Annotated in this window: 13 protein-coding genes and 1 pseudogene; 6 read left to right on the top strand and 8 right to left on the bottom strand. The window is 54.8% G+C overall.

Translation table 11 applies throughout. From position 1 onward, the window contains the following. Positions 1-56: 56 nt before the first annotated feature. Positions 57-791 (bottom strand): annotated as a pseudogene (locus ACYVAD_RS19315) (cysteine desulfurase family protein); the annotation flags it as partial. A 68-nt stretch (positions 792-859) separates the two neighbouring features. On the opposite strand from ACYVAD_RS19315, the gene ACYVAD_RS19310 reads away from it, so the two are divergent. Then, positions 860-1,135 (top strand): hypothetical protein, encoded by a 276-nt coding sequence (locus ACYVAD_RS19310; RefSeq protein WP_461141169.1) that lies wholly within the window; start codon positions 860-862, stop codon positions 1,133-1,135. A gap of 28 nt (positions 1,136-1,163) precedes the next feature. Here the strand turns inward: ACYVAD_RS19310 and ACYVAD_RS19305 are convergent, their stop codons facing one another. Continuing rightward, complete coding sequence (locus ACYVAD_RS19305; RefSeq protein ID WP_461141168.1) at positions 1,164-1,760, bottom strand: isochorismatase family protein; 597 nt, start codon at positions 1,758-1,760, stop codon at positions 1,164-1,166. A gap of 195 nt (positions 1,761-1,955) precedes the next feature. On the opposite strand from ACYVAD_RS19305, the gene ACYVAD_RS19300 reads away from it, so the two are divergent. The 3 genes from ACYVAD_RS19300 to ACYVAD_RS19290 all read left to right on the top strand — a co-directional run bounded on the left by ACYVAD_RS19300 (position 1,956) and on the right by ACYVAD_RS19290 (position 5,946). Continuing rightward, positions 1,956-3,593: a sodium/sugar symporter gene (locus tag ACYVAD_RS19300; RefSeq protein ID WP_461141167.1), complete on the top strand. Its 1,638-nt coding sequence runs from the start codon at positions 1,956-1,958 to the stop codon at positions 3,591-3,593. Between the two features lie 143 nt (positions 3,594-3,736). Next, positions 3,737-4,630, top strand: a complete 894-nt coding sequence (locus tag ACYVAD_RS19295) for an inositol oxygenase family protein (protein ID WP_461141166.1) — start codon at positions 3,737-3,739, stop codon at positions 4,628-4,630. 227 nt (positions 4,631-4,857) lie between these two features. Then, positions 4,858-5,946, top strand: a complete 1,089-nt coding sequence (locus tag ACYVAD_RS19290; RefSeq protein ID WP_461141165.1) for an NAD(P)-dependent alcohol dehydrogenase — start codon at positions 4,858-4,860, stop codon at positions 5,944-5,946. A 292-nt stretch (positions 5,947-6,238) separates the two neighbouring features. Here ACYVAD_RS19290 and ACYVAD_RS19285 read toward each other — a convergent pair whose 3' ends face one another. The 6 genes from ACYVAD_RS19285 to ACYVAD_RS19260 form a co-directional block, all read right to left on the bottom strand. Beyond that, entirely contained in the window at positions 6,239-9,370 is a 3,132-nt protein-coding gene (locus tag ACYVAD_RS19285) for an efflux RND transporter permease subunit (RefSeq protein WP_461141164.1), read from the bottom strand. A gap of 57 nt (positions 9,371-9,427) precedes the next feature. After that, positions 9,428-10,483: an efflux RND transporter periplasmic adaptor subunit gene (locus ACYVAD_RS19280; protein WP_461141163.1), complete on the bottom strand. Its 1,056-nt coding sequence runs from the start codon at positions 10,481-10,483 to the stop codon at positions 9,428-9,430. An 18-nt stretch (positions 10,484-10,501) separates the two neighbouring features. Further along, a complete protein-coding gene (locus tag ACYVAD_RS19275) occupies positions 10,502-11,833 on the bottom strand; it encodes a TolC family protein (RefSeq protein WP_461141162.1) in 1,332 nt (443 codons plus the stop codon). Between the two features lie 51 nt (positions 11,834-11,884). Then, positions 11,885-12,373 (bottom strand): MarR family winged helix-turn-helix transcriptional regulator, encoded by a 489-nt coding sequence (locus tag ACYVAD_RS19270; protein WP_461141161.1) that lies wholly within the window; start codon positions 12,371-12,373, stop codon positions 11,885-11,887. 144 nt (positions 12,374-12,517) lie between these two features. Beyond that, on the bottom strand, positions 12,518-14,980 hold the full coding sequence (locus tag ACYVAD_RS19265) for a zinc-dependent metalloprotease (RefSeq protein WP_461141160.1): 2,463 nt from the start codon (positions 14,978-14,980) through the stop codon (positions 12,518-12,520). Positions 14,981-15,277: 297 nt separating this feature from the next. Beyond that, positions 15,278-16,240 carry a fasciclin domain-containing protein gene (locus tag ACYVAD_RS19260; protein ID WP_461141159.1) on the bottom strand — a complete coding sequence of 321 codons (963 nt, stop codon included), beginning with the start codon at positions 16,238-16,240 and terminating at the stop codon, positions 15,278-15,280. Between the two features lie 923 nt (positions 16,241-17,163). On the opposite strand from ACYVAD_RS19260, the gene ACYVAD_RS19255 reads away from it, so the two are divergent. Both ACYVAD_RS19255 and ACYVAD_RS19250 read left to right on the top strand, forming a co-directional pair. Then, positions 17,164-17,706: a phage tail protein gene (locus ACYVAD_RS19255; RefSeq protein WP_461141158.1), complete on the top strand. Its 543-nt coding sequence runs from the start codon at positions 17,164-17,166 to the stop codon at positions 17,704-17,706. 220 nt (positions 17,707-17,926) lie between these two features. Beyond that, positions 17,927-26,858: Ig-like domain-containing protein (locus ACYVAD_RS19250; protein WP_461141157.1), on the top strand; the 8,932-nt coding region annotated here is incomplete at its 3' end.

Raw genomic sequence — 26,858 nt, 5'->3', positions numbered from 1 at the left:
TGGTCGACACAAATATGCTCTGACTCTCAGCCTTTATGGATTTCAAAACACGCTCTTAGGGTACCACTACGTAAACCCCGTTCGTGACCACCACCGTGCAACACCGCTTCAGGTTTTATTTTTCGGACTGATGAACCGGATAGACTGTGTTGCCGGACATACAGACAACCAACGCCTTTGGGGCCGTAGAATTTATGCGCCGAAAACGTCAGCAGGTCAATGCCGTCTCTGTCCACGTCGATAGGTAACTTGCCCATTGCCTGTGTCGCGTCGGTCATAAATAACGCCCCGGCTTCGTGAGACAGTTTCGCAATGTCACGGATGGGCTGAATAACCCCAGTTTCGTTATTCGCCCACATGACTGATACCAGCAGCGTATCAGGACGAATGGCTTCTTTCACGACTGCCAGATCCAGGAGTCCGTTTTGTTGAACGGGCAGGTACGTTACTTCATAACCGCGTTTATCAAGATAAGCACACACGTCAAGCACGGCTTTGTGCTCGGTCTGTACCGTAACGATGTGCTTTTTATCCCGACCATAGTTCTCTGCTACGCCTTTAAGTGCCAGATTGATCGCTTCGGTAGCTCCCGACGTAAAGACTAGTTCGTGTGGATCACAGTGTAATAAGTTGGCTACCTGCTGTCTGGCTGTTTTAACCGCTTCGTGAGCCGATACACCGAACGGATGCGTGCTGGCGGCATTCGCAAAATTGTCGGTTAGAAACGGCATCATCGTTTCTAAAACGCGCGGGTCGATGCGGGTAGTCGCGTTATTATCCAGATAAATCATAGAGTGAAGATAGGTAGAAAACACGCTACCTCGTCTGTTATTGACTGAACCATCAAGGCAACTCAGCTATGAAAGCGATTACGTTCACCATCGACCTTAAATCATTTTTTCTGGGAGCACTGGCCGTATCGGCCGTCCTGTTGATGGCCAATAAACCAGATCGTGAATCTGCGCAACAGAACCAATCGGGCTGGCCAAACCAACGCTATCAGGCAATTACCGGCAAAGACACTCGGACCATTATCATGGATACGCAGACCGGCCGATTTCTGGTCGAGCGCCCAACAATGGGCTTACCGGCTTGGGCACCAATGGACTTCGAAGAATCGTACAGAAGGAAATAGCCGTTGGGTAGCCGTGTTTCGCTCACGCTCATTCGCGTAGTTTCTGAATAATCGCATCGGTTGTCGCCAACTCACCAATGCGGGGAAAGATGTATTTTAGGCTCACGTTATGCGCTTCGGCTATGGTGTCGGTCATGGCATCGGTAGCAAAGGTTATGTTGTAACCGTACTCGTTCGCTGATCGGGCCGTACCTTCGACGCCGATGCTGGTCGAGATACCCGCCAGCACAATACCCGTTACGTTTTGTTGCTGTAGCTCTTCGTGAAGGGGCGTATTGAAGAACGCGTTCCAGGTTTCTTTCGTAATCAGCATGTCGCCGGGTTCCGGTTGAATGGCTTCGACAATGTCGAAAAATCCGGCCTGGTTCATCGTTTCCAGCGCCTGCTGCTGTCCGTCTTTGTCCTTAGGGAACTGATTCTTTTCCGAACGGACCACCGAGGCCGGGGCACCAATGGGCTCAACGTGGACGATCACAACGGGTAATTGGGCTTGTCGGAAGGCAACCATCAGCCGGGCAGCATTGTCAAGCACCGTCTCTACAGAATGGGCTTTTTCCCCTGCGACAATTCCTTCTTGTAGATCAATCAATACCAGGGCAGTATGGGAATCAAGCGTAGTAAGCATAGATCAGGGCGTTAGTGGCTAGCTCGGCCGATTGCATTGGCCGGTGCAGTTTCATCGAGAAATCAACTCACTCCAACCCGCTTGTGTTTTAGCGCATTTACGAGGTGATAACGCTATGCGGCCATAAACTCAGTGACGTAAGCGGTAAAATGAAAGGTAGCGCGGCTTTGCCTCTGTACCTACCTATTTCTACTTATGAATCACCTCGCTGCTGCCGACTACGCAGTCTTTCTCGTTTATTTCATCATTGTTGTTGGCTACGGCTACTGGGTTTATCGAAGCCAGCGATCAGGAGAGACCAATACCAGCGACTTCTTTCTGGCCGAGGGATCGCTGACGTGGTGGGCCATCGGGGCCTCGCTTATTGCGTCTAATATATCCGCCGAACATTTTATAGGCATGGCCGGGTCGGGTTTTGCGATGGGGCTCGGTATTTCGTCGTACGAATGGATCGCGGCCGCTACACTGGTCATCGTGGCCGCGTTCTTTATTCCGATCTATCTGAAGAATCGTATCTCGACCATGCCCCAGTTTCTGGCGCAGCGGTACAGCGATACCGTTAGCACCATTCTGGCGGTGTTCTGGCTGATAGTGTACGTTCTGGTCAACTTGAGCTCAATTCTGTATCTGGGAGCTATTGCGATCGAGTCGCTGGCAGGAATTTCGTTTACGACCTGCACGATCGGTCTGGCTGTTTTTGCCGTTTTTATTACGTTGGGGGGCATGAAAGTGATTGGCTACACCGACGTGATTCAGGTCATCGTCCTGATTTTCGGTGGGCTCGTCGTTACGTATCTGGCCTTGCAACTCGTGGCCGATAAATCGGGCGTGGATGGTGTGTGGAACGGGTTGGTTACGTTACGTGATCGGGCTGATGACCACTTTCACCTGTTTTTCGCCGAAGGACACCCGCATTATTACGAACTGCCGGGTATGTCGCTGGTGCTGGGCGGGATGTGGATCAACAACCTGTACTACTGGGGGTGCAATCAGTACATCGTACAGCGGGCGCTGGGGGCTGATCTGAAGACGGCTCGTAGTGGCATTCTCTTTGCCGCTTTTCTGAAGCTGATGATTCCGCTGATCGTCGTCATTCCGGGCATTGCTGCCTACGTGCTCTACCAAGAAGGGACCTTTCACGACGCCATGACCAATGCCGAGGGCGTAGTAAAACCCGATCAGGCCTATCCGGTGCTGATGAACCTGCTGCCAACGGGTATGAAAGGGCTGGCGTTTGCGGCCCTGACGGCGGCTGTCGTGGCCTCGCTGGCAGGGAAATGCAACAGTATCTCGACCATCTTTACGCTCGATATTTACAAGAAGTTTTTTGACAAAGAAGCGTCCGATCAGAAGCTGGTGAACGTGGGGAGATGGGCGGTGGTCGGATCGTTTGTCATCGCAATTGCCATTGCCCCCATGCTGCGATCACTCGACCAGGTATATCAGTACATTCAGGAATACACCAATTTCCTGACGCCGGGCGTTTTTGCCATTTTCGCGCTGGGTTTTTTCTGGAAACGAGCTACCAACCGGGCGGCCCTGACGGTAGCCATTCTGACGATTCCGCTCTCTATTTTGCTTAAATTCTGGCCGGAAGTGATGCAGCTTTTCGGAAAACAGGTTGATGAGATTCCGTTCCTGCACCGCACAACCTGGGTATTTGCTATCGACGTTCTAATTATGGTTGTTGTATCATTGACCGATCCGGCCAGTGTGCATAACACAAAAGGGATCGTCATCGACAAAGGCATGTTTCGGGTAACGACCTCCTTTGTCGTTGGTTCGGTAGCCATTGCCGGTATCCTTTCCTGCTTGTACTACGTATTTTGGTAATGGATTCGTAGCGCTTTGATTAACAGTAGATAGTCCATAAAATGGAAATTGAGTTAATTTAAAGCCTGTTAGCGCAAAATGAACTTATCAGATAATAAAATGCACTTATATTAGTGTTTTATTGCTCTCAGTCGAACAATACTATGCAGACACAAACAGCATTTACCCCACAAGAAATCAATCCACTCGCCAGCATTGAACAGTGGGAAGATGATGTCTTGTTACGTTATCCAGAAGAAGAGGCTTCGGTTCAGCCCGAGCACAAAACCAAACAGGAATACCGCAACTACGACAGCCCGGAACGCGATACGGTACGGGAGTTTTACCGCCTGAACCACCGGTACCAGACCTTTGATTTCGTTCGGGAAAAAGAAGCGGAGTTCCTGAAATTCGATAAAAAGGAAATGCCGGTCTGGAGCGCTATGGAGTTCCTGAATACGCTGGTCGACGATTCTGATCCGGATACGGACCTAGATCAGCTCCAGCACCTGCTGCAAACGGCCGAAGCCATTCGCGCCGACGGGCATCCGGACTGGTTTGTGCTAACGGGTTTCCTGCACGATATGGGTAAAGTGCTTTGCCTGTTTGGCGAACCGCAGTGGGCCGTGGTGGGCGATACGTTCCCGGTAGGCTGCAAGCATTCGGATAAAATCGTTTATCCCGAGTTTTTTGCGGCCAACCCCGATACGTACGATGAGCGGTACAACACGAAGTATGGCGTCTACGAGCCGAACTGCGGTATGAAAAACGTGCATATGTCGTGGGGCCACGATGAGTACCTGTATCAGATTACGAAAAACTACCTGCCTGAGCCAGCGTTGTACATGATCCGGTACCACTCGTTCTACTCGCAGCACCGGGAGCACGCCTACGATCACCTGCTGGACGATCACGACCGGGCGATGTTCCCCTGGGTGAATAAATTCAACCCCTACGACCTGTATTCGAAAAGTCCGAAGCCGCCCGTCGTGAGCGAGCTGAAACCGTACTACGAAGATCTGATTGCGAAGTACTTGCCATCAACAATTCGATTGTAGGTACGCCATATAGTTGATGGAAAAGCCAGTACGAGAGAACTCGTACTGGCTTTTCATTTTTGGACTTTTTTTCGTTCTCCAACGACCCGCTTCGTGATGGCTAAACCGGTGAGTAAGTAAAACTGGCTGCTTAGTCTACCGACAAACAATTCTGTTTGCTAGCTAGTAAAGCTGAAGGATGTAAGTACATCAGACAAGCCCAATCATCAGAACGTAAACAGGAAATCATGGAGCAAATTAAAACAAAGGGATACGGGGCCAAGGCCAGCCTGATCGACCGGTTTAGTAAACTGGCACCGATGGAATTTGAACGTAACGCGCCCAAAGAAGACGAGGTACTTATTGACATTTTATACTGTGGCGTATGCCATTCGGATCTGCACCAGGTTCGGAATGACTGGGCAAATACGATTTATCCTTGCGTTCCCGGCCATGAGATCGTTGGAAAAGTCGTGCAGGCGGGTAGCGCCGTTACCAAGTTTGCGGTGGGCGATACGGTTGGGGTTGGCTGTATGGTTGACTCCTGTGGCAAGTGCCATTCTTGTCAGGAAGGCGATGAACAGTACTGCGAAGGCCCAGTGAGCTGGACCGCTACGTATAACGGGTACATGAAACCCGATGGCAGTGGCTACAATACGTTTGGGGGATACTCAACCAATATCGTTGTTAAGGAATCATTTGTGCTTAAGATTCCGGATACGCTGGACATCAAGGCGGCTGCGCCGATTCTCTGCGCGGGGATCACCACGTATTCACCCTTGCGGCACTGGGACGTAAAACCCGGGGATAAAGTCGGTATCGCTGGCTTAGGCGGCCTGGGTCATATGGCCGTTATGCTGGCGAAGGCCATGGGTGCCGAAGTGACCGTCCTGACAACCAATAAAGACAAGCGGGCTGCTGCCGAGGCACTGGGTGCGCATCAGGTTATTATCTCGAGTGACAAAGACGCCATGAAGGAGAACGAACTTTCGCTCGACATGATTCTAGTGACGATTCCAGACCCATTCGACGTTAGTCCGTACGTAACGTTGTTGAAACGGGATGGTAAACTGGTGACAGTAGGACTGCTGGGGGAATACAAAAGCCCACTCAATAACATGGAAATAGCGATGCACCGCCGGACGGTAGCTGGTTCGTTGATTGGCGGTATCCGCGAAACGCAGGAGGTGCTGGATTTCTGCGCGGAGCATAATATTCTACCTGATATTGAAATGATTGACATTAAGGATATCAACACCGCCTATGACCGACTGATGGACGAAGACGTACGATTCCGCTTTATCATCGATATGCAGTCGCTGAAGAATGAGAATTAGGAATCTAACCACCCCCGGCCCCTCCTGTTTTAGGAGGGGGCAAGCACAGGTGACCTTTCAAGCTCCCCCTCCTAAAACAGGAGGGGCCGGGGGTGGTATCCAGTAGCGAATTAAGCGAGATCCACCAGCTGGAAAAGAACTGGATGAACAACTAATCCTAGACATCAGCGGGATCATTATTAAGTCCTGACCATCGGGTGGGAGAATGGGAAGAGTCTATTACTCTGTATTCCAAACAGCAACGCCCCGCATCTCGGTCGAAATGCGGGGCGTTGCTGTTTAATTGAGGATATTATTCCATTGCTTTGGCAACTTCCAGTTCCTGAGGTTTTTGCGGTACTACTTTCTTACGGCTGAACCGGGCGATCATCCGGTCAACGACCAAATACATCGACGGCACGACCAGCAGCGTCAGTAACAGGGAGCTTGACAGCCCACCGATGATAACCCATGCCATACCATTCTTGGTTTCGGCACCGGCGCCACTCGCCAGGGCGATCGGTAACATACCGAAGATCATGGCCAGTGTTGTCATCAGAATCGGGCGCAGCCGTTCTTTACCGGCTTCCACCAACGCGTCGACGACTTCTAGTCCTTCGGCTTTTAGCTGATTGGTAAAGTCAACGATCAGGATAGCGTTCTTCGCTACCAGACCGAGTAGCATGATCATACCCACGATGGCGAATACCGTCAGACTTTCCATTGACAGCGCCAGCGCGAGCAAAGCACCGATCAAGGCTACCGGAATCGAGAACAGGACGACGAATGGATACACGACACTTTCGTAGAGGGCTACCATGATGAAGTATACCAGCGCAATAGCGATGATCAGCGCCAGCCCCAGGCTACCAAAAGCGTCAGACTGTTGTTGCAACTGACCCAGGTATTGAACAGAAACACCATCGGGTAGTTTCACCTTCGCCATTTTCGCCTGAATGTCGGCACCTACCGTACCCACCGGACGACCAACTACCTGTGCGTTGACGGTAACTGACGACAGACGGTCAATCCGTTCCAGTACGCTCTCCCCAATCTGCTCCTGAACCGTGGCGAATTGCGACAGCTCAAACGTGCGGCCTTGGTTGTTAACGAACGTCAGACGGCTAATGTCGGCTGGGTTAGTACGGTCAAATCGGTCGAGGCTAATCAGAATGTCGTACTCATTACCGTTCTGTTTGAACTTCGACTGGTCGTTCCCCCGGAATGCGTTTTGCAGCGCAATACCAACATCCGACGCGTTGATGCCCAGCTGCGCCATCCGTTCCCGGTTCAGGTTTACCGTGACTTCGGGCTTCGGATCTTTCACCGAGTATTTTACGTCCTGCGTACCGGGAGTCGACTCGGTTACCTGTTTGACGACGGCAGCTGCTTTCCGAATATCAGCAAGGTTTGTCCCCTTAACGGCAATCATAATCGGGGCCTGTTGACCACCAACCAGACCGACCGGGCTAACGGTTACTTTGATGCCCGGAATCTGACTAACTTCTTTCTTGAGCATCGAGCCGAAGTCATCCGTTGATATGGAACGTTGCTCTTTATCATTCAGCTTAACGTTCAGATCGGCGATGTTGCTGTTAGAAGACGTAGCGATTCCGGTGCTGGTGTAACCGACGTTGGTAAAGACGTTGGTTACTTCCGGGTGTTTCATAATGATCTGCTCAGCCCGTTGTGCTACAGCGTTCGTCTGGTAGATCGAGGCCGTTGGGGCTAATTCGAGCTGGACGCTCATCTCACCCATGTCGCTCTGAGGCATAAAGGCCGCCCCGATGAAACCAGCGGGAACCAGTGCGATCGAACCGACTAACAAGCCAATAACCGCCAGGAATACCCAACGCTTATGCCGAAGAATCGACCGAAGGATGCCCGCGTAGATAATGCTGAGCCGTTCCAGAAAATGCTCGAAACCCAGGTTTAGTTTACCCCACAGCGTGTTTGGGTTTAGTACTTCGACCTTACCGAAGCGCGAAGCCAGCAGGGGAGTCAACGTAAACGATACCAACAAGCTCATCAGGGTCGAGAATACGACAACCAGGGCAAATTCGCGCAGGATGTTACCAATCAGACCACCCGTCATCGCCAGCGGTACGAATACCACGACGTCAACCAGGGTAATGGCCAGGGCGGTAAAGCCAATTTCGCTACGTCCTTCCAGAGCGGCAGTCCGCTTGTCCTTACCCATTTCCAGGTGGCGGTTGATGTTCTCCAAGACCACAATCGAGTCATCGACCAGGATACCAACTACCAGCGAGAGCGCCATCAGCGTCATCAGGTTCAGCGAGAAACCGGCCGTATACATCAGAATGAACGTCGGGATCATGGACGAGGGCAGTGCTACTAGGACGAACAACGACGAGCGGAACGAGTGCAGGAACAGCAGCATCACGACCGACACGATCAGAACGGCCAGGAACAAGTCGTCAACGACGGCGTGGGCCGAGGCCAGGGTGTAGGTCGATTGGTCAGCAGCAATGTTAAATTTCAGGCCGTAGCGGCTGTATTGTTTTTCCAGGGCCGTAATGCGCGACCGGACCAGCTCACTCACTGATACGGCGTTGGCATCTGATTGCTTCTGAATCTGTACCCCAACCGATGGTTTGGCGTTGATGTGGTTGATAGCCGTCGGTTTGGTGGTCGCATCCACTACTTCGGCGACATCACTTAACAAAACCTGGCTACCGTCGGTCCGGCGGGCAATAATCAGCGAACGCAGGCGGTTCAGCGTTTGCACCGACGCGTCGAACCGAATCGAAAACTGCGACTCCTGAGTCTCTAACTGACCGGCGGGATAGCTGGTGTTGGCAGCGTTGATAGCCTGCGAAACCTGACCGATGGATACGCCATACGCCCGTAGTTTCTCGGCGTTGACGTTCACCTGGATTTCCCGTTCGTTGCCACCGATAATGGTTACCTGACCCACACCCGCCACGTTCGAGAGCTGTGGCTTCAGGTCTTTATCGATCAGGTCATAGAGTTTCGACGGCGACATGTTGGCCGTGACGCCCATCCGCAGAACTGGGATCTCGTCCGTCGAGAATTTATTCAGGATTGGTCGATCTGCTTCGTTGGGTAGCAGGTTCAGAATTTGTTCGATTTTACGTTGCGCATCTTGCTGGGCAACCGTTACGTCGACGCCATTTTTCAGCTGAACGATAACGCTGGAGGCTCCTTCCTGCGAAGTTGAGGTCATCCGGTCGAGGCCTTCCAGCGACGACAGGGCATCCTCAATTCGTTTGGTTACGTTGGTTTCCACCTCATCGGCGGCAGCGCCCCGATAGGTCGTCACCACGCTGATGACGTTAGCCTCAAATTTAGGCAACAGGTTGTAGGACAGCTGCTGATAGCTCAGAAAACCGAACAGGATCAACACCGTAAAGACGGTGAGGATCAGCAACGGCCGCTTGACGGCTACTTCTGTTATTGACATAGTGGTACAGAATTGGTCGCTGACGGGGAAAGCTTTCCTTCGTCAGCGGTAGATTAATTATTTGGTCACCTGCACGGGTTTACCGTCGCTTAGGTTCAATTGACCCGTGGTAACAACCGTATCCCCGGCTTTCAAACCACCCAGTACTTCGACTGTATCGCCAAAATCGCGACCGACCTGGATTGTACGCCGACGGGCAACATTACCTTCTACGACATAGACGTAGGGATTTTTGATGCTTTCCGCTAGGGCGGCACGAGGAATCTGGAGCGTCTGCTGATTTGATTTCTGCGAGAAGTCAACATTGACGAATGTACCCGCTTTCAGGCCGTTGTTTCCGTTGATCGTTACTTCAACGGGGTAGTTGTGTTCGTCGCTGCCCTGGGGCGAGATGTACGTAACGTTACCGTTAAAGGTCCGGCCGGGGAATACATCGGCCGACACCTTGACGGCCTGGCCCATCCGGATTTTGTACACGTCAGCCTCATTCACCTGCACTTGTACTTTCAGGCGGGCTACGTCCAGTACGGTGCCCAGCACGGTACCTACGGGGATGAACTCACCGGGCTCAATGTTTTTCTTCACGATCTGACCACTGATCGGCGCTTTAACGTTGGCGTCCTGAATCTGCTTTTTGATTTGCTCAGCCTGGTTAACGGCGTTTTCGTAGTTGAATTTTACGTCGTTTACCTGCAATTCAGTTGTGGCGTTACCCGCCAGCAGCGTATTGTACCGTGTTACGTCCTTTTTAAGCTTGTTGATGTTCAGCTCCGTTGCCTCCAGCGACAGTTCTTTCAGACGGTTGTCTAACTGCACCAGCGTGGCCCCCTGTTTCACTTGCGAACCCAGGTTGAAGTTGACGCGGGTTACTTTACCAGCGGTCGTTGCCGTAATGTCGGCTTCGCGGTAAGGAATCAGGTTGCCCGTTTTAACCAGCTGCTGGCTGACGGTTCCTTCGGCGACCTGTGCTACCGTTACCGGAATCGTCGCGTTGGTGTTAACGACGGGCTTATTCTGCTCGTCGATCTTTTCTTTATTGGAAGCCAGCCGGAAACCGATGAGCGCTGTGACACCCAGCAGAACAGCGACGATGACTAAGGTTGTCTTTTTCATTGTATGGAGCGTATTCTGTTATAATTCGTTATAAAAGTTGAGGAGCGATCCCTGCGATTGTTCCAGGTCAAGACGAGCCTGGTAGAAACTGATCAGCGAGTTGATATAGTTAAACTGCGCTTGCCGGTAGGAGTTATCGGCGTTGATCAGATCCGTGATTGATTTAATGCCTTGTTTGTATTGCAGGGTGGTGATGTTATATACCTCCTGCGCGAGTTGGACGTTCCGGCTATCATTCTGCGCGTTGATCTGCGCCTTCTGAATCTGTGACAGCGAGTTGTTGAACTGGAGCCGGTAAGCCTCTACGTTCAGGCGTTGCTGTTCTTCCTGGGTCAGAACCGTTAGTTTTTGCTGCTGCACCTGTGCGTCGCGTTGCAAGCCGTCGAAGATTGGTAGGTTTACTCGTAAGCCGAAGCTACCGAACCCAACGAAGTTCGAGAAAGCTTTGTCAAATGTCTGCGCGAAATTGAGTGAACCATAGTTCGCCGTGAAGCTCAACGTTGGCAGGTAGCCCGCCCGGATCCGCTGGAGCTGAAGCCGCTGCAAATCCAGATTAGACGCCGACTGTTGAAAGCTTACCAACCGCTGCGCGTCGAAAGGATCTTTGCCAAACGTGGGAATTCGGTCACCCGTAATTGAATCGCCAACGGCCAGCGGTGCATCCTGCGACAAACCCATCTGGTACTTAAGCCGGTTCAGGGCCAGTTCCAGATCGTTCTGAGCCAGCGTCAGCTGCGATTTCGTGTTGTTGAAACTGACCTCCGTATTTGAATAATCAATGGGCTGAATGACGCCGTTGTCCCGTTGTAACTTTAACACATCCAGCACCTGCTGTGTTCGTTTCAGGTTGTCCTGAAGCAAACCAATCTGCTGCTGAGCTACGTAAACCTGGTAGTAGTTACTGGCTATATTATAGATGATGTCTTCGCGGGTTTGCCGCTCATTCAGTGCTGCTAGCCGCTGATTAGGCTTATTGGCTTTAATGCCAATCAGAAGCGACTGATCATAAATTGTCTGGCTTGCCTGAGCAACAATGTTGTTCTGGAATTTCTGCCCGATGATCAGCACCTGTGGCTCAGGACCAAATACACCCGCCGGGATGATAGACCGCTGTAGCTTAATGTTATTCGTGAACGTACCATTAGCTGATACCTGCGGTAGATACTGACCAATTGCCTGACGAGCCTGCTGATCCGCCGTTTGTTTTTGGTACTCAGCGATCCGAACCGTACCGAAATTTTTGAGGCCGTATTCAATGCATTCCTTCAGCGACCGCGCCCCGGTCTGGGCATAACTCTCCTGCAGCAGACCTAGTGCCGCGAATAGGATAATTGCAATTTTTTTATTCATTTTGTGTAGTTGATATGTCTACTATTGATATATCAACGAATTGTGGAAAAATTAGAACTGCTGTTCCAGATACGAAGAAATTTTTCGACTGACGGTCAGAAACTGGGTTAATTCTTCTTCGGATAGCTGCTTCGTTACGGCATGATCCATAGTCTTTGCGGCTTCCTGTACTTTTTCGACAACCAGTCTGCCAGCGGGTGTCAACTGAATTAAGTTTTTCCGGCGGTCATCCTGATCATTAACAATTCGTAAGTAACCATCTCGCTCTAATGTTTTAATAGAGCGTTGTACGCCCGATTTGTCCTTTTGCAGCAAATCGGCAATGTTTTGCTGAGAAGGGGCCTCGTCCGCACAGAAGTAAGCAATGAACAGAATCGGCAATTGTTCCAATTGGAGCGAAAAGCCCATACGGCCCAGTTCGCGATTGGAATAGCGAGCCATGCCCAACGCCAATGTCTGTATGTTGAAGCTGACGAGGTGACCCATGGATTTTGCAAACTCCATTTTCTTCTCCTGCCGCAGTTCTTCCGTTAAAATCATGGTGCAAAAGTAGTATTAGTAGATATATCAACCAATATTTTAAATAAAAAGTTTTTGGTAAATAGACCTATCTAACAGACGTAAAAAAACGGACGCACCATCCATAAGGCGGTACGTCCGTTTGTCTAAAAACGAAGAAAGGAATCAGGGTTGCTCCCAGTCGCAGGCGGGGCTAAGCCATTCCTGACCCGGATCGATAGGCGCGCCGTCGGGGGCAGCCAGTGCGCTGGTCGTTACTATTTTTTCCGGATCTGAGAGGTACTGGTTGATCGTCCACTTCAGATACGGCAGCCGGGCCGACGAGGCCGTTGACGTGGCAGTACTCATGCGAAGCAGTAAGTCATGAACAGCCGCTCTAACACCACCATCGACACTTTTGTTAGCCGCCAGCTTGATTAGCTTCTCAACGAAAAGCCGCTCGTTCATCCGGGCAATCTCGCCCTGATAATCGGTCCGGTTGATGGCGGGCGAGTTGCTGATCGAATCGCGCATCCGGTTTAGGACGTCGGTTAGGCCCGGTAAGCGGGAGTCGATCGATTTCTGGCGTAGTAAGCGGGTACAACGTTCGGGATTAAGCAGCATTTGTAATGTCATGCCCGTAATCGCTTCGGGTGGCCCCAGCGGATCGAAGGTCATGCCGGTATGACGTTTGAACACTTCCCGTGGGTTTGGCTGGTATCGGAACGGACGGGGCGGAATCATGTTCAGCACGGTCGTCGGTACCGCCAATGAGGCTGGGCTGATGGTTGCCAGCAGGGCGCTGAGCGCCCGGTTCTGCTCGGCAGCCAGCACCGTCGACAGGACCGACTGCCCGTCACCACGTAACGCATTGGTATAGGCTTGCCCACCAACAACTTTGGCCGCAGCCTCGATCTGATACCGATGGAACATATAAACCGGTACGAACACTTCCTCGAGGGTCGCCATTGGCATACCAGCCGGAATTTTCTTTTCGGTAAAGTTAGCCATGGCTACCCGCCGGACGTCCATCAGGCGTTTCAGTTCGTCAACGGCGTTGGTGCCATTGTCCCATAGGTGCGTAGCCGGGTGGGGGGAACCTTCGGGGCGGGCGTCCTGATCGGTCAGGAATGATAAACCTGCCGCGTGCATCTGCTTGACCAGTTTATCCAGTTCCTGTTTTTCGTTGGCACCGGCCGGAAACTGCTCGTAGCCGTAACGGATGCTCCATTTGTCGTAAGTCCCGATATTCTTGGCGTAGGCATCTGACAAATCAATCGATGCGCCTTTGAGTTTGGCCACCATCGTGGGATAATCCATCACCGACGCCCGATCGTTGGTGCTGGCTACATAATTATGAGGTAGACCAAGTGTGTGGCCAACTTCGTGGGCCGCTAACTGCCGCAGCCGATCAAGCGACATCGTCATCATGGCCGAATTATCTGCCCCCGAATCACTTGGAGCGCTGTTACTCGGAAACTCGCCAACTAAACCCTGCGCAATCAGGTAATCCTGCCGGACACGTAACGATCCTAGCGTAACTTTTCCCTTAATGATTTCGCCGGTGCGCGGATCAATGATACTGGCTCCGTACGACCAGCCGCGCGTGGAGCGGTGGACCCACTGCACCAGATTATACCGTACATCCATCGGATCGGCATCGGCGGGCAGCAGTTTTACCTGAAACGCATTTTTATAACCAGCCGCTTCAAAGGCCTGATTCCACCAGGCGGTTCCTTCCATTAGTGCCGACCGGATGGGTTCAGGCGTACCAGGATCGAGATAATAAATGATGGGTTTGACCGCTTCGCTCACGGCCGCGTTTGGGTCTTTCTTCTCCAGCCGGTGCCGCGAAATGTAGCGCTTCATAATCGGCTGGCTGACGGGGGTTGCGTAATCGAAATACTCAATACCGCCGTAACCGATGCGCGGATCGAAGGCACGCGGTTTAAAATTATTGTCGGGTAACTGCACAAACGAGTGGTGCTGGTGCATCGTTACGAGCGTCGGAGTTGGTACCACTTCGCGTAGATACGATCCTGGATTGTCACCTGTCAACGTAATAATCGTTTCAAACTCGGTGTTTTGCGGGAAGGCTTTCGTGCGGGGCAGGTACATCGCACTGCGGCTGGCGTCGAATCGAAAACTCCCCTGTTTAGTCTGCGTGATGGCCTGAACGGCTCCCACAGCATCCTGCATCAGAAAAGGAGTCAGATCCACGAGCACCTTGCCATCGCTTTCGGCGGCCACGTCAAACCCCGCGTGGACCGACTTGGCGAACGACTCGGCTACGGCCTGCCGCTCGAGCGGGTCTTTGCTGATGGCCCGGTACGAATAGTTGGGCTCGATCAGCAGAACTTTGGGACCGCTGCGCTGAAACTTGACAATGTGTTCCTGGCCCAGGCGACCCCGGTCCAGACCGATGTCGTTGGAGCCGATGCCCTGCGCCAGGGTAGGGTAGTAGAGGAATTCGCTGTCGAACTTGTCGATTTCGAGCCAGACTTTACCTTTTTTTGCGTCCCAGTAATATGTCATGAAGCCCGCATTACGCTCCATGCCGTTGGTAAAAGCCGAGATGGCTGGTACCTGCGCCCATAGGGAAGAAGCTCCCAGTAGCAACAGGCTAATGACTAATAAACGGTTTTTCATTAGAAAAGAGGTTGCATTCGGTGCTCAAGTTACGGGGAAACCTGTATCGTTCATACAAATGTTATTTTGATAAATAAATGATACGTAGCGAAAAACGATTACAGGACCATATTGAGCCTATCTAAAATTTCGTACTTAACGCACGTAGTAGCAAGTATTCTCCTAGTTAGGGGCGAGGCTTATACCACGCAGGAACAGACGCTGATGCAATCTTAATAATCGCATAAAAGAGACAAACCTCCCACCAAAGTTATACTTCAGTAGGAGGTTTGTCTTTCTGGACTATGTGGTGTAAACCTACCGGAAAGTCGCGTTCTTGGGCATTAACACCGCATCAATGCCATAGACCAAGCCATTCGTCTGCATCTTTTCCGAATCATCGACGATTGCTTTTTTACCTTGTTCATCCGTAAGCGTAATTCGGCCGTTAGCGCCCATCTGCGCCGTTAACGTACCTCCACTCAGCGTTTGCAGTTGGGCTTTGCCGTTGCCCGACTGAATCTGCTCTTTCAGCTTGGCCGCATTCAAGGAGCCTTTGACGAGGTGGTAAGACAGCAGTTGTTTCAATGCGTCCTGGTTACGCCCTTCCAGGAGCCCGCTCTGAGCTGCGGCTGGCAATTTCTTGAACGCAGCATTCGAGGGCGCAAACAATGTGTACGAGTCGCCTTCTTTCAGCATATCGTATAAATCGGTGGATTGCAACGCATTCTGCAACGTAGTGTAATTGGGCGACGAGGCAATGAAGTCATGAATGTTGGTTGTGCGTTCAGTACTGCCCGCTACATCAGCGGGCGTTTTCGTCGTGCGGGCGCCCGTGACAGCCGCTCCTGTGGCACTCGATTCCGTGCTGGTTGAGCCGGCCGAGGTCGTGTTACTACCCGACGAACCGCTCAACGTTGTCGGGTTTGTTGTTACCGATGGATTGATGCCCACACCCGTTGGTGCATTGGTAACATTGTTACTGTTGTAATTGGTCGAATTGCTGTTGTTGATAGACGTACCGGCAGCCGATGAACTTTGCCGGTACTGACCTTCCTGGGGTGTAGCCGGACTGGTGCCGTCTTTGGCGTTCTGATCCGCTGAATTCATGTTCGAGCGATTGTTGCGGATGGCCCGGCGTTGTTCACGCGTCGATTTATCCGACGTCATCGTTTCAGTGGTCGACATCGTAGACTGAGGGGAAGTTGTCTGAGCGACCCCCGTCAGACTAATAGACGCTAGTCCAAGCGTCAGTAAGTTAAAAGCGTGATTGATTTTCATAACGTTAGTCAGTTTATCGAGTTGTAAACTGTCTTGTAAACCTGTGCCTGCTCGGAAAGTTTTCCTGATTGCTAGGTTGGTGGAACGAGGGAAATAGTATCCGTAAAAAGGTAGATATCAGCATAAGACTTTACAGGCTTATCAGCACCTAGAAGACAGCTTGAAATGGATTTACTAGGCGCTTTAGGTGACTAGATCATTACTACAGCTACTATATATGTCGCGGCATACGTTGGCGAAAATAAGTTAGGCTACTGCCATTGTGCTTGCTTATTCACACCTAGGCTCAAAGGGAGTAACGCTTTCGGCTGGAAAAGCAGGGCGTCCTAAGCCGAAAAGTATTTTTTATGGGTTCACCTCCGAATTCGGGACGCTCACCACGGCTGGTAGCACACTGACAACATTTATGACAATATGAATGGTTTTGGCTAGTAGGTTTATGACTTATAAGGCTTACTACTAAATCAATTGTTACCTTTTACGGTAATTTGTAAATAGTGAACACTTGATAGAGTGGTCTATGTGAAACCTAAACGAATCCATCCGTTCTATTCAAAAAAACTCTACTTCTTCTTGCGGGATTATCAACTGATCACTCCGCCGACCGGCATGCTAATGCTCTCCCGGTTTCCTATGACACTATCTGAGACTATTTGTAGCCGTGCTATACCTTTCCAGGCATGGTCACGTGTTTGGATCGAGATAATGATGGATATTATTCTTAAGTGACGTCTAGACACAGGTAATGCCTCTGCTACTAATCGGCCTATCTAAACCAGCGATTCAGGGCTGACAGTTATATAAAAATCGGAACGAAATCCTTAAGACATAGAAGTTAAATCACTGTAATTCAGTAGGAATAACTCATAAATTCTACTCTCAACCCGTTCTAATTCCCTTTCATTTTTAATCCTTTTTTACGCATGGAAGAGTACATTGGTATTGTAAAATTATTCGCGGGCAACTTTGCTCCTCGTGGCTGGATGTTTTGCCAGGGGCAGCTCCTTTCTATCGCTCAGTACAGCACCCTTTTCGCAATTCTGGGCACCACATACGGTGGTAATGGACAAACGACGTTCGCATTGCCCGACCTGCGGAGCCGCGTACCGGTAGGGGCAGGGAATGGTCCTGGTTTGCCACCGGTGGAACCCGGTCAAATGGCCGGGGCCGCCAGCGTCACAATGACAACCGCGCAGTTGCCGATGCACACCCACGCCCAGATGGTATCGGTCCAGTATGGCACCGGATCACCCAACAACACCCAGGTACTGGCAATCCCCCAGGGAACGACAGCCGACGGCGCAAACGTGACGATTGAGGCCTTTGGACCAGCCGGCAACGTAATACCACTTGCGCCTGCTAGCATTGGCCCAACAGGAAACAATCAGCCGCTGAACACCATGCCTCCCTATCTGGGAATGAATTATATCATCTGCCTGGATGGTGTATTTCCCCCGCGCGACTAGATAGCAGACTAGCAGGTACGATCGATGCCCTGCTATGACGCCATTTCGTAGAACCTGCTTGTAAGAAATCTATCTCTTGTAAGAGCACTATAGCCTGGTTCGTGAGCCATCGGCCTGCCTTTTCCTTTAGCAGCGGACTAGCACAGCTAGTCCGCTGCTAAAGTTTTTTCCGCACGTTCTTCACAAGTTCCGCCTGCTTTTCTCTCTTTCTGCTTCATTTATGAAACATCATTACTTGTTCAAGCCGCAACTTACTCTGGTGTGGTGGCTGTTGTTGATACTGCTGTTCAGTCGAATGCCAACAGGCTACGCACAGAGCAGAGTATATTACGCCGTCAGTGATGGCAGCTTAAACACCTCCAACGACCAGTTGCGATACATACCGCTGGCCGGAGGGAGTGAAACCACGCTGTTCAGCAATAGCGGCTCATCAAGTTTCCCGGCCACACCCGGCCAGATAGCCTACGATGGAGCTAACAGCCAGATATTTGTGGCCAACGCTGTAATTGCAAGCCCATCGATTTATATTGTTGGTGCTAATGGGACGGCTAGTTTGTTTACAACCATCAGTCCTATTGCTAGTAGTACCGTCGCTGTCGTAACAGGTATGGTAGTAGATAACGTCGGTGGCTATTTATATTATAACGTCAGCGACAATAACTTTAGGACACAATTCGACCAGCTACGTCGTATTCCTCTGTCTGGGGGGGCTGAGCAAACGCTTGTCAGCAGTAATAGTAACTTCCCATCCACACCGCAGACAATTGTTCTTGATCGGCAAAACAATCGCCTGCTGGTGGCAAACGGGGTATCAAACGGGGCGGCAACTGGTACCGGGAATCTGTACGTGTCGGCTGTAAACTTGACCACCTTCGCTGTGACACGGTTCGCTTCGTTCGCCGATATTACGGCCAACGGTAACACAACAACCACACTCGGAGGCATTGCTGTCAACACGACTGATAATAAGCTGTACTATATCTTACGTGATAACAATATAAACACTTTCAATGATCAGCTAAGGCGCATTCCATTAGGAGGGGGCGCGGAAGAAGTTGTTGTGGACGTAGGGAATAACGTCAAAGGGTTTCCTACCTCGCCGGGCTTTCTGGCTTACGACGCGACTAACAACCGGATATTGGTCACCGATCTGAATGTTATCAACAATCGGGATATTGCTGCCGTGACACCGAGCGGGGCGATCAGCCTGCTCCTCGATAATGGAGCCCAGATTGGTAGTGGAAACACAGGTATCACGGGTATCGCCATTGGGGTAGCAGTGCGGCCCTCTGTTACAACGGTCGCTGCTACTGGTATCACTACTACTAGCGCTGTATTGGGAGGCAACGTGACAGCTGATGGCGGAAGTCCCGTGACCAGTCGAGGGATAGTCTATAGTACGACAAACAGTAGTCCTACTATCGGCGGCAGTGGCGTGACGCAAGCTGCCAATGAATCGGGTACCGGTTCATACACTGCTACTCTTTCGGGGCTGTCGATAGGCACTCGCTATTACGTGGCTTCCTATGCAACTAACTCGGAAGGTACATCCTATGGCAGTGTGCTGCAATTTGTGACGGCGCCAAATGCACCAGTGCTGGTTACACCCGCCAATGGATCGACCACTGCCACAGCTACCCCGACCTACTCAGGGACTGTACAGGCAAATGCCGCCGTTACGGTATATGTAGACGGGGTACCTTTGAGTGGGACGGTAGCGGCCAATACCTCCGGCAATTGGAGTAAACTTCAACCAACTGCCCTAGGTCAGGGAAGTCATACTGTATATGCGATAGCGACCGTAACAGTAGGTGGTACGACCAGCCCCAGTAGCGCTAATAGTAACACCAATACATTTACGGTAGACGCGACGCCCCCGGCTGCCCCAGTGTTACTTACGCCGGCCAACGGCAGCTTCATATCTACTGTAACACCTATCTACCAGGGTACGGCCGAGGCCAACTCGACGGTGACCGTAATCATCGACGGCTCCAGCATCGGGACCACCACGGCCAACAGCTCGGGCAACTGGGCCCTGAACCAGCCCACGGCCCTGGCTCAGGGCAGTCATACCGTGCGGGCCCGGGCAACCGATGCCGCTGGTAACAATAGTGTCGATAGCAATACCAATACCTTTACGGTCGACTCAGTGCGGCCCAGTGTGAGCATTAGTTCGACGGCGGGTAGCAACGGTAGTACCACCGGCACCATCCCTATTTCGTTCACGGTCACCTTCACGGAAAGCGTAACGGGCTTTGTAGCCGGCGACGTGACGGTCAGCAACGGCAGCGTGACCAGTGGCAGCTTCACGGGCTCGGGTACTACCTACACCTTCAATGTGACACCCGCTACGGCGGGCGTCGCTACCACGGTGAACGTGGCCGCTAACGTAGCTCTGGACCAGGCCGCCAACGGCAACACGGCCGCTACGCCGTTCAGCATTACCTTCCAGGCCCCCACCATCACGGTGGCCCCGGCCTCGCTGCCCAACGGCACGCAGGGCACGGCCTATAGCCAGACCCTGTCGGCATCGGGCGGTACGGCGCCCTACAGCTACGCCATTACAGCTGGCGCGCTGCCTCCGGGCATGAGCCTAAACCTGAGCACGGGCACGATTTCGGGTACACCCACCGCCAACGGCACGTTCAATTTCACCGTGACAGCCCGCGATAACTCGGCCGGTCCCGGCCCCTACAGCGGCTCGCGCAGCTACTCGCTTACCATCGCGCCCCCCCCGACCGTAACGGCAACCTCGGTGACGCGCCTGACGCCCTCGCCAACGGCCATAGCTCAGGTAAGCTACCGCGTCGTCTTCTCCAGCTCGGTAACGGGTCTGACCACGTCGAATTTCAGCCTGACGACCTCCGGCCTGAGTGGCGCTGCCATCTCTTCTGTGTCAGGATCGGGTACGACCTACACGGTGACGGCCAACACCGGCTCGGGCGATGGCACCCTGCTACTAAACGTTGCTAATACCACGGGCGTGTCGCCCACCATAAGCAACGTGCCCTACACCGGCGGTGAGACGTACACTATCACCAGGAGCTTCGCGGCCGCGCCCACCCTACGCATTCAGGCAGCGGGTAGCGCCAGCAACAACGGCGACATAACGGCCCTTGTGGACGTGGTGCAGGTTCTGCAAAGCGGCACCAGCACCGCCGTGGCCACCGCCTTGCAGAACGCCAGCTTCGAGACCAATAATGTAGACCCAAGCGGGTTCAAGAAGACGGCCGATGGTGTGGTAGCCTCACCCTGGCTCTTCACCGGCTTGGCCGGTGTATCGCGCAATAACAGCGCCTTTGGTTCGAGGGCTGCCGACGGCGACGCGGTGGGCTTGGTGCAGAGCCAGGTCGACAACAACGCCAGCATCTCGCAGAACCTGGCTGTGCCCACGGGCACCTACCAGGTAAGCTTCCAGGCCATGCAGCGCAACTACACCAGTAAGGACCAGCGGCTGAACGTGTTCCTGGTGCAAGGTGGCAATACCGTATTCATCGGCAACATCCAGCCGAACGGTAACAATCCTCCCACGTACGACACTTTCACCTCGGCCAGCTTCAGCGTGACGGCCCCTGCCCTAACGGCCACGGTGAGCACGAGCTCGGCCAGCCCAACCAGCACCACGCCCATTCCCTTTGCGGTGACTTTTTCGCAGAGCGTGGGCAGCACCTTCACCGCGTCGGACGTAACGGTATCGGGCGGCACGCTAGCCAGCGGTAGCTTCAGCGGCTCAGGTAGTGGTCCGTATACATTTACGGTGATACCCTCCGGCATCGGCACCGTAACGGTGAGCCTGGCCGCCAACGTGGCCCTTGATGCCAACAACACGGGCAACTCGGCCAGCAACTCGGTGAGCGTGCAGTTCCAGGTGCCCACCATCACGGTGGCCCCGGCCTCGCTGCCCAACGGCACTCAGGGTACGACCTACAGCCAGGCCCTATCGGCGTCGGGTGGCACGGCTCCCTACACCTACGCCATCACCGGCGGCTCGCTGCCGGCGGGCCTGACCCTGAGCAACAGCACGATTACGGGCACGCCCACGACCAACGGCACCGTCACCTTCACGGTGACGGTCCGAGATAACTCAGCGTCCCCCGGTCCCTACAGCGGCTCGCGCGCCTACACGCTCGTCATCAACCCGCAGCCGGTGACGGCCGCGCCGGTGGTGACTACGCCATTCAACGGCAGCCAGATCAACAACCGTCAGCCGACCTACGCGGGCACGGCCCCGGCCAACAGCACCATCACGGTGTACGTAGGGCCGAACGCGGGCACGGCCTCGGCCATCGGCACGACCACAGCCAACGCCAGCGGCAACTTCTCCCTAGTCCAGCCCACGGCCCTGGCCGACGGCGTGTACCAGGTGTACGCCACGGCCCAGGCCAGCGGCTCGACCATGAGCGCTAATTCGAACACGAACACATTCACGGTGGACGCCACGCCCCCGACCCTTGTGCTGAGCAGCGCCACCGTTGCCAACGGCGGTGCGACTTCGACCTCGCCGGTCCTGTTTACGGCCACCTTCTCGGAGCCTGTAACGAGCTTGACCAGCGCCGGCCTCGCCGTCACCAACGGCACGGTGACCAGTGGCCCCACGGCGGGCAGCGGCAACACCTATACCTTCCAGGTGACGCCCAACGGGGCGGGCTACGTAACGGTACAGGTGCAGTCGTTTGCCGTCCAGGACCCGTCCGGTAATATCAACGCGGGCTCGAGCGTGTACGGGTTCACGTTCCAAGCGCCCACCATCGCGATCGCGCCGACCACGCTGCCGGGCGGCACCCAGGGTACGGCTTACAGCCTGGCCCTGTCGGCTTCGGGTGGCTCGGGTACCTACACTTACGCCATCACGGGCGGTGCGCTGCCGGCAGGCCTGACTCTGAGCAACGGCACGATTGCGGGTACGCCCGGGGCCAATGGTTCGTTCACCTTCACAGTGACGGCTACCGACAACTCGACGGCTCCGGGCCCCTACAGCGGCTCGCGGAGTTATACGCTCGTCATCGACCCCCAACCGGTGACGGCGGCTCCGGTCGTGACGGCTCCCGCTAACGGGGCACTGATCAACACGACCACGCCCACCTACACCGGTACGGCAACGGCTAACAGCACGGTGACCGTTTACGTCGACGACATTAGCATCGGCACCACCACCGCTACGGGCGGGGGAGCCTGGAGCCTGGCGCAGCCCACGGCCCTGGGTCAGGGTAACCACCAGGTGCGGGCGACGGCCCAGCGCAGCGGGCAGGCCGTGAGCGGCACCAGCAACCAGAATAACTTCATCGTCGATACCGTGGCCCCGTCAGCCCCGGTGGTCACCACGCCCGCTAATGGGGCGCTAATCAACACCACTACGCCTACCTACTCGGGTACGGCCGAAGCTAACAGCATCGTCACGGTACGAGAGGCAACAACGCTACTGGCAACTACTACCGCGAATGCGTCGGGTGTCTGGAGCACGTCTTCATCCCTATCGCTGAGCCAAGGGAGTCACACCATCACCGCTATCGCCCGTGATGCCGCTGGCAACTCAGGGCCATCCAGCAGTAGTAATACCTTTACGGTAGACACGGTCGCCCCCACGGTGACCATCAGCTCCTCGGCGGGCGCTTCGGGAGGCACGACCGGTACATCGCCCGTTCCATTCACGGTGACTTTCTCGGAAAGCGTAACGGGCTTCGCGGCCGGTGGTGTGACGGTGACGGGTGGCACCGTCTCGAGCTTCTCGGGCTCGGGTACTACTTACACCGTCAACGTAACCCCAGCTAGCAGCACCGTGACGGTGAACGTGGCCGCCAACCAGGCCCAGGACGCGGCCAGCAACGGTAACACGGCGGCTTCGCCCTTTACCCTGCAATACGATCCGATCCCCTCCATCGCTGGCTTTGCGGCCCAGACCAGTGCGGTCTGCGTAGGCAGTCCGCTGACCTTCACGGCCACCATCGGCAACGTGACGGGCGGCTATGCCTACACGCTGACCAGTGGCAGCCGCACCACCACCGGCACCTCGACCAATGCGCTGCTCACCCAGGCACTGACGCCATCGGGCTCGGGGGTGCAGAGCTTTACGCTGACGGTGAGCACGGCCACGCAGTCGGCTTCGGCCACCACCAGCGTAACGGTTAACGGCTTGCCGGTGGCGGGCTTGACCAACAACGGCCCCTTGAGTTGCTCGCTGACCAGCGTAACGCTGGCGGCCTCGGGGGGCAGCAGCTACACGTTTGTGAGTGGGAATGGCGGTGTGCTGGGAACGCCGGGCTCGGCTAGCACAGTAGTAGTAAACACCGCGGGTAGTTATTCGGTCCTGGTGGCTAACAGCGCCGGCTGCACAGGTGTAGCCTCGACGACGGTAGGGAGTGATCTGACCACACCCACCGCGGGTCTGACCAACGACGGTCCTTTGTCCTGCACCAAGACCAGCGTTCTGCTGACAGCCTCGGGCGTGGGCACATATCAGTTCAGTGCGGGGGCGACCCCGGTGAACGGCGGTGCCACGGCGAGTGTGAGCACGGCTGGTGTGTACAGCGTCACGGTGGTAGGCGCCAACGGCTGCACCAGCGTAGCCTCCACCACGGTGGTGGGTGATCAGGGTGTGCCGGTGGCAGGCCTGACCAACGACGGTCCTTTGTCCTGCACCAAGACCAGCGTTCTCTTGACAGCCTCGGGCGTGGGCACCTACCAGTTCAGTGCGGGGGCGACCCCGGTGAACGGTGGTCCAACGGCAACGGTGTCGACGGCGGGTGTGTACTCGGTAACGGTGGTGGGCGCCAACGGTTGTTCCTCGATTGCTTCGACCACGGTGGTGGGTGATCAGAGTGTGCCGGTGGCGGGCTTGACTAACGATGGACCGCTGTCCTGCACCAAAACCAGCGTTCTGCTGACGGCCTCGGGCGTGGGTACCTACCAGTTTAGCAATGGGGCGACGCCGATTAATGGCGGCCCAACAGCGACGGTGTCGACGGCGGGTGTGTACAGTGTAACGGTGGTGGGTGCCAACGGTTGTTCCTCGATTGCTTCGACCACGGTGGTAGGCGATCAGAGTGCGCCAGTGGCGGGTCTGACCAATGACGGCCCGCTAAGCTGCACCAAGACCAGCGTTCGCTTGACGGCCTCGGGCGTGGGCACGTATCAGTTCAGTGCGGGGGCTACCCCAGTGAACGGCGGCTCAACAGCGACGGTCACCACGGCTGGTGTGTACAGCGTTACGGTGGTGGGCGCCAACGGCTGTTCCAGCGTAGCCTCCACCACGGTGGTGGGCGATCAGAGTGTGCCGGTGGCGGGTCTGACCAACGACGGTCCTTTGTCCTGCACCAAGACCAGCGTTCTGCTGACAGCCTCGGGCGTGGGTACGTATCAATTTAGCACGGAGGCTACGCCGATCAATGGCGGTCCAACGGCAACGGTGTCGACGGCGGGCGTGTACTCGGTAACGGTAGTGGGCGCCAACGGCTGCACCAGCGTAGCCTCCACCACGGTGGTGGGTGATCAGAGCGTGCCGGTGGCGGGCCTGACCAACGACGGACCCTTGTCCTGCACCAAGACCAGCGTGACGCTCACGGCTTCGGGTGTGGGCACGTATCGCTTCAGCCAGGGCGCTACCCCGGTGAACGGTGGTCCAACGGCAACGGTGTCGACGGCGGGTGTGTACAGTGTAACGGTGGTGGGGGCCAACGGCTGCTCCAGCGTAGCCTCCACCACGGTGGTGGGGGATCAGAGCGTTCCAGTGGCGGGTCTGACCAACGACGGTCCTTTGTCCTGCAGCAAGACCAGCGTGACGCTCACGGCTTCGGGCGTGGGCACGTATCGCTTCAGCCAGGGCGCTACCCCGGTGAACGGGGGTCCCACGGCGAGTGTGAGCACGGCGGGTGTGTACAGTGTAACGGTGGTGGGGGCCAACGGCTGCACCAGCGTAGCCTCCACCACGGTGGTGGGTGATCAGAGCGTGCCGGTGGCGGGTCTGACCAACGACGGCCCGCTGTCCTGTACCAAGACCAGCGTGACGCTCACGGCTTCGGGCGTGGGCACGTATCAGTTCAGTGTGGGAGCAACCCCGGTGAACGGCGGTCCCACGGCAACAGTCACCACAGCGGGTGTGTACTCGGTAACGGTGGTGGGCGCCAACGGCTGCACCAGCGTAGCCTCCACCACAGTAGTAGGTGATCAGAGCGTGCCGGTGGCGGGTCTGACCAACGACGGTCCTTTGTCCTGCACTAAGACCAGTGTCATCCTAACGGCCTCGGGCGTGGGCACGTATCGCTTCAGTGCGGGGGCTACCCCAGTGAACGGCGGCCCAACGGCAACAGTCACTAGTGCTGGTGTGTACAGCGTCACGGTAGTAGGCGCTAACGGCTGCACCAGCGTAGCCTCCACCACGGTGGTGGGGGATCAGAGCGTGCCGGTGGCGGGTCTGACCAACGACGGTCCTTTGTCCTGCAGCAAGACCAGCGTGACGCTCACGGCTTCGGGCGTGGGCACGTATCAGTTCAGTGTGGGAGCAACCCCGGTGAACGGCGGTCCCACGGCAACAGTCACCACAGCGGGTGTGTACTCGGTAACGGTGGTGGGCGCCAACGGTTGTTCCTCGATTGCCTCCACCACAGTAGTAGGTGATCAGAGCGTGCCGGTGGCGGGTCTGACCAACGACGGTCCTTTGTCCTGTCTCAAAACCAGCGTTCTCTTGACGGCCTCGGGCGTGGGCACGTATCAGTTCAGTGCGGGGGCGACTCCGGTGAACGGCGGCCCAACAGCGAGTGTGAGTACAGCAGGTGTATACTCAGTAACGGTAGTGGGCGCTAACGGCTGCTCCTCGGTTGCTAGCACTACGGTGGTGGGGGATCAGAGTCTGCCCACGGTTAGCTTGGCTAGCAGTGGAACGCTTGCCTGCACGGGTGGTAACGTTACTCTTACGGCGTCCAGCAACACTCCTGGAGCTACCTACCGCTTCAGCCAGGGGGCCTCTCAAATTAATAGTGGCAATACGGCCAGTGTCGCCACGGCCGGTATCTACTCGGTAACTGCGACTGCGCCCAACGGTTGCTTCGCCGTGGCTAGTACCACCGTCACGGCCGCGGCCTGCACCTTCGCGATCAGCGGGGTGACGACGGTGTCGTGCGTGGTGGTGGATGCGGCCCGGGGTCAGCGCCAGGTGACGT

It is taken from the genome of Spirosoma pomorum (assembly GCF_054776615.1).
Note: the sequence above shows the minus strand (reverse complement) of the source record. Positions and strands in the feature narration are given on the sequence as shown.

Excerpts from the sequence above, each read along its gene's own strand:
- ACYVAD_RS19290 (WP_461141165.1), top strand. The coding sequence starts at position 4,858 with ATGGAGCAAATTAAAACAAAGGGATACGGGGCCAAGGCCAGCCTGATC.
- ACYVAD_RS19300 (WP_461141167.1), top strand. The coding sequence starts at position 1,956 with ATGAATCACCTCGCTGCTGCCGACTACGCAGTCTTTCTCGTTTATTTC.
- ACYVAD_RS19280 (WP_461141163.1), bottom strand. The coding sequence starts at position 10,483 with ATGAAAAAGACAACCTTAGTCATCGTCGCTGTTCTGCTGGGTGTCACA.
- ACYVAD_RS19260 (WP_461141159.1), bottom strand. The coding sequence starts at position 16,240 with ATGAAAATCAATCACGCTTTTAACTTACTGACGCTTGGACTAGCGTCT.
- ACYVAD_RS19310 (WP_461141169.1), top strand. The coding sequence starts at position 860 with ATGAAAGCGATTACGTTCACCATCGACCTTAAATCATTTTTTCTGGGA.
- ACYVAD_RS19305 (WP_461141168.1), bottom strand. The coding sequence starts at position 1,760 with ATGCTTACTACGCTTGATTCCCATACTGCCCTGGTATTGATTGATCTA.
- ACYVAD_RS19295 (WP_461141166.1), top strand. The coding sequence starts at position 3,737 with ATGCAGACACAAACAGCATTTACCCCACAAGAAATCAATCCACTCGCC.
- ACYVAD_RS19285 (WP_461141164.1), bottom strand. The coding sequence starts at position 9,370 with ATGTCAATAACAGAAGTAGCCGTCAAGCGGCCGTTGCTGATCCTCACC.
- ACYVAD_RS19275 (WP_461141162.1), bottom strand. The coding sequence starts at position 11,833 with ATGAATAAAAAAATTGCAATTATCCTATTCGCGGCACTAGGTCTGCTG.
- ACYVAD_RS19270 (WP_461141161.1), bottom strand. The coding sequence starts at position 12,373 with ATGATTTTAACGGAAGAACTGCGGCAGGAGAAGAAAATGGAGTTTGCA.
- ACYVAD_RS19265 (WP_461141160.1), bottom strand. The coding sequence starts at position 14,980 with ATGAAAAACCGTTTATTAGTCATTAGCCTGTTGCTACTGGGAGCTTCT.
- ACYVAD_RS19255 (WP_461141158.1), top strand. The coding sequence starts at position 17,164 with ATGGAAGAGTACATTGGTATTGTAAAATTATTCGCGGGCAACTTTGCT.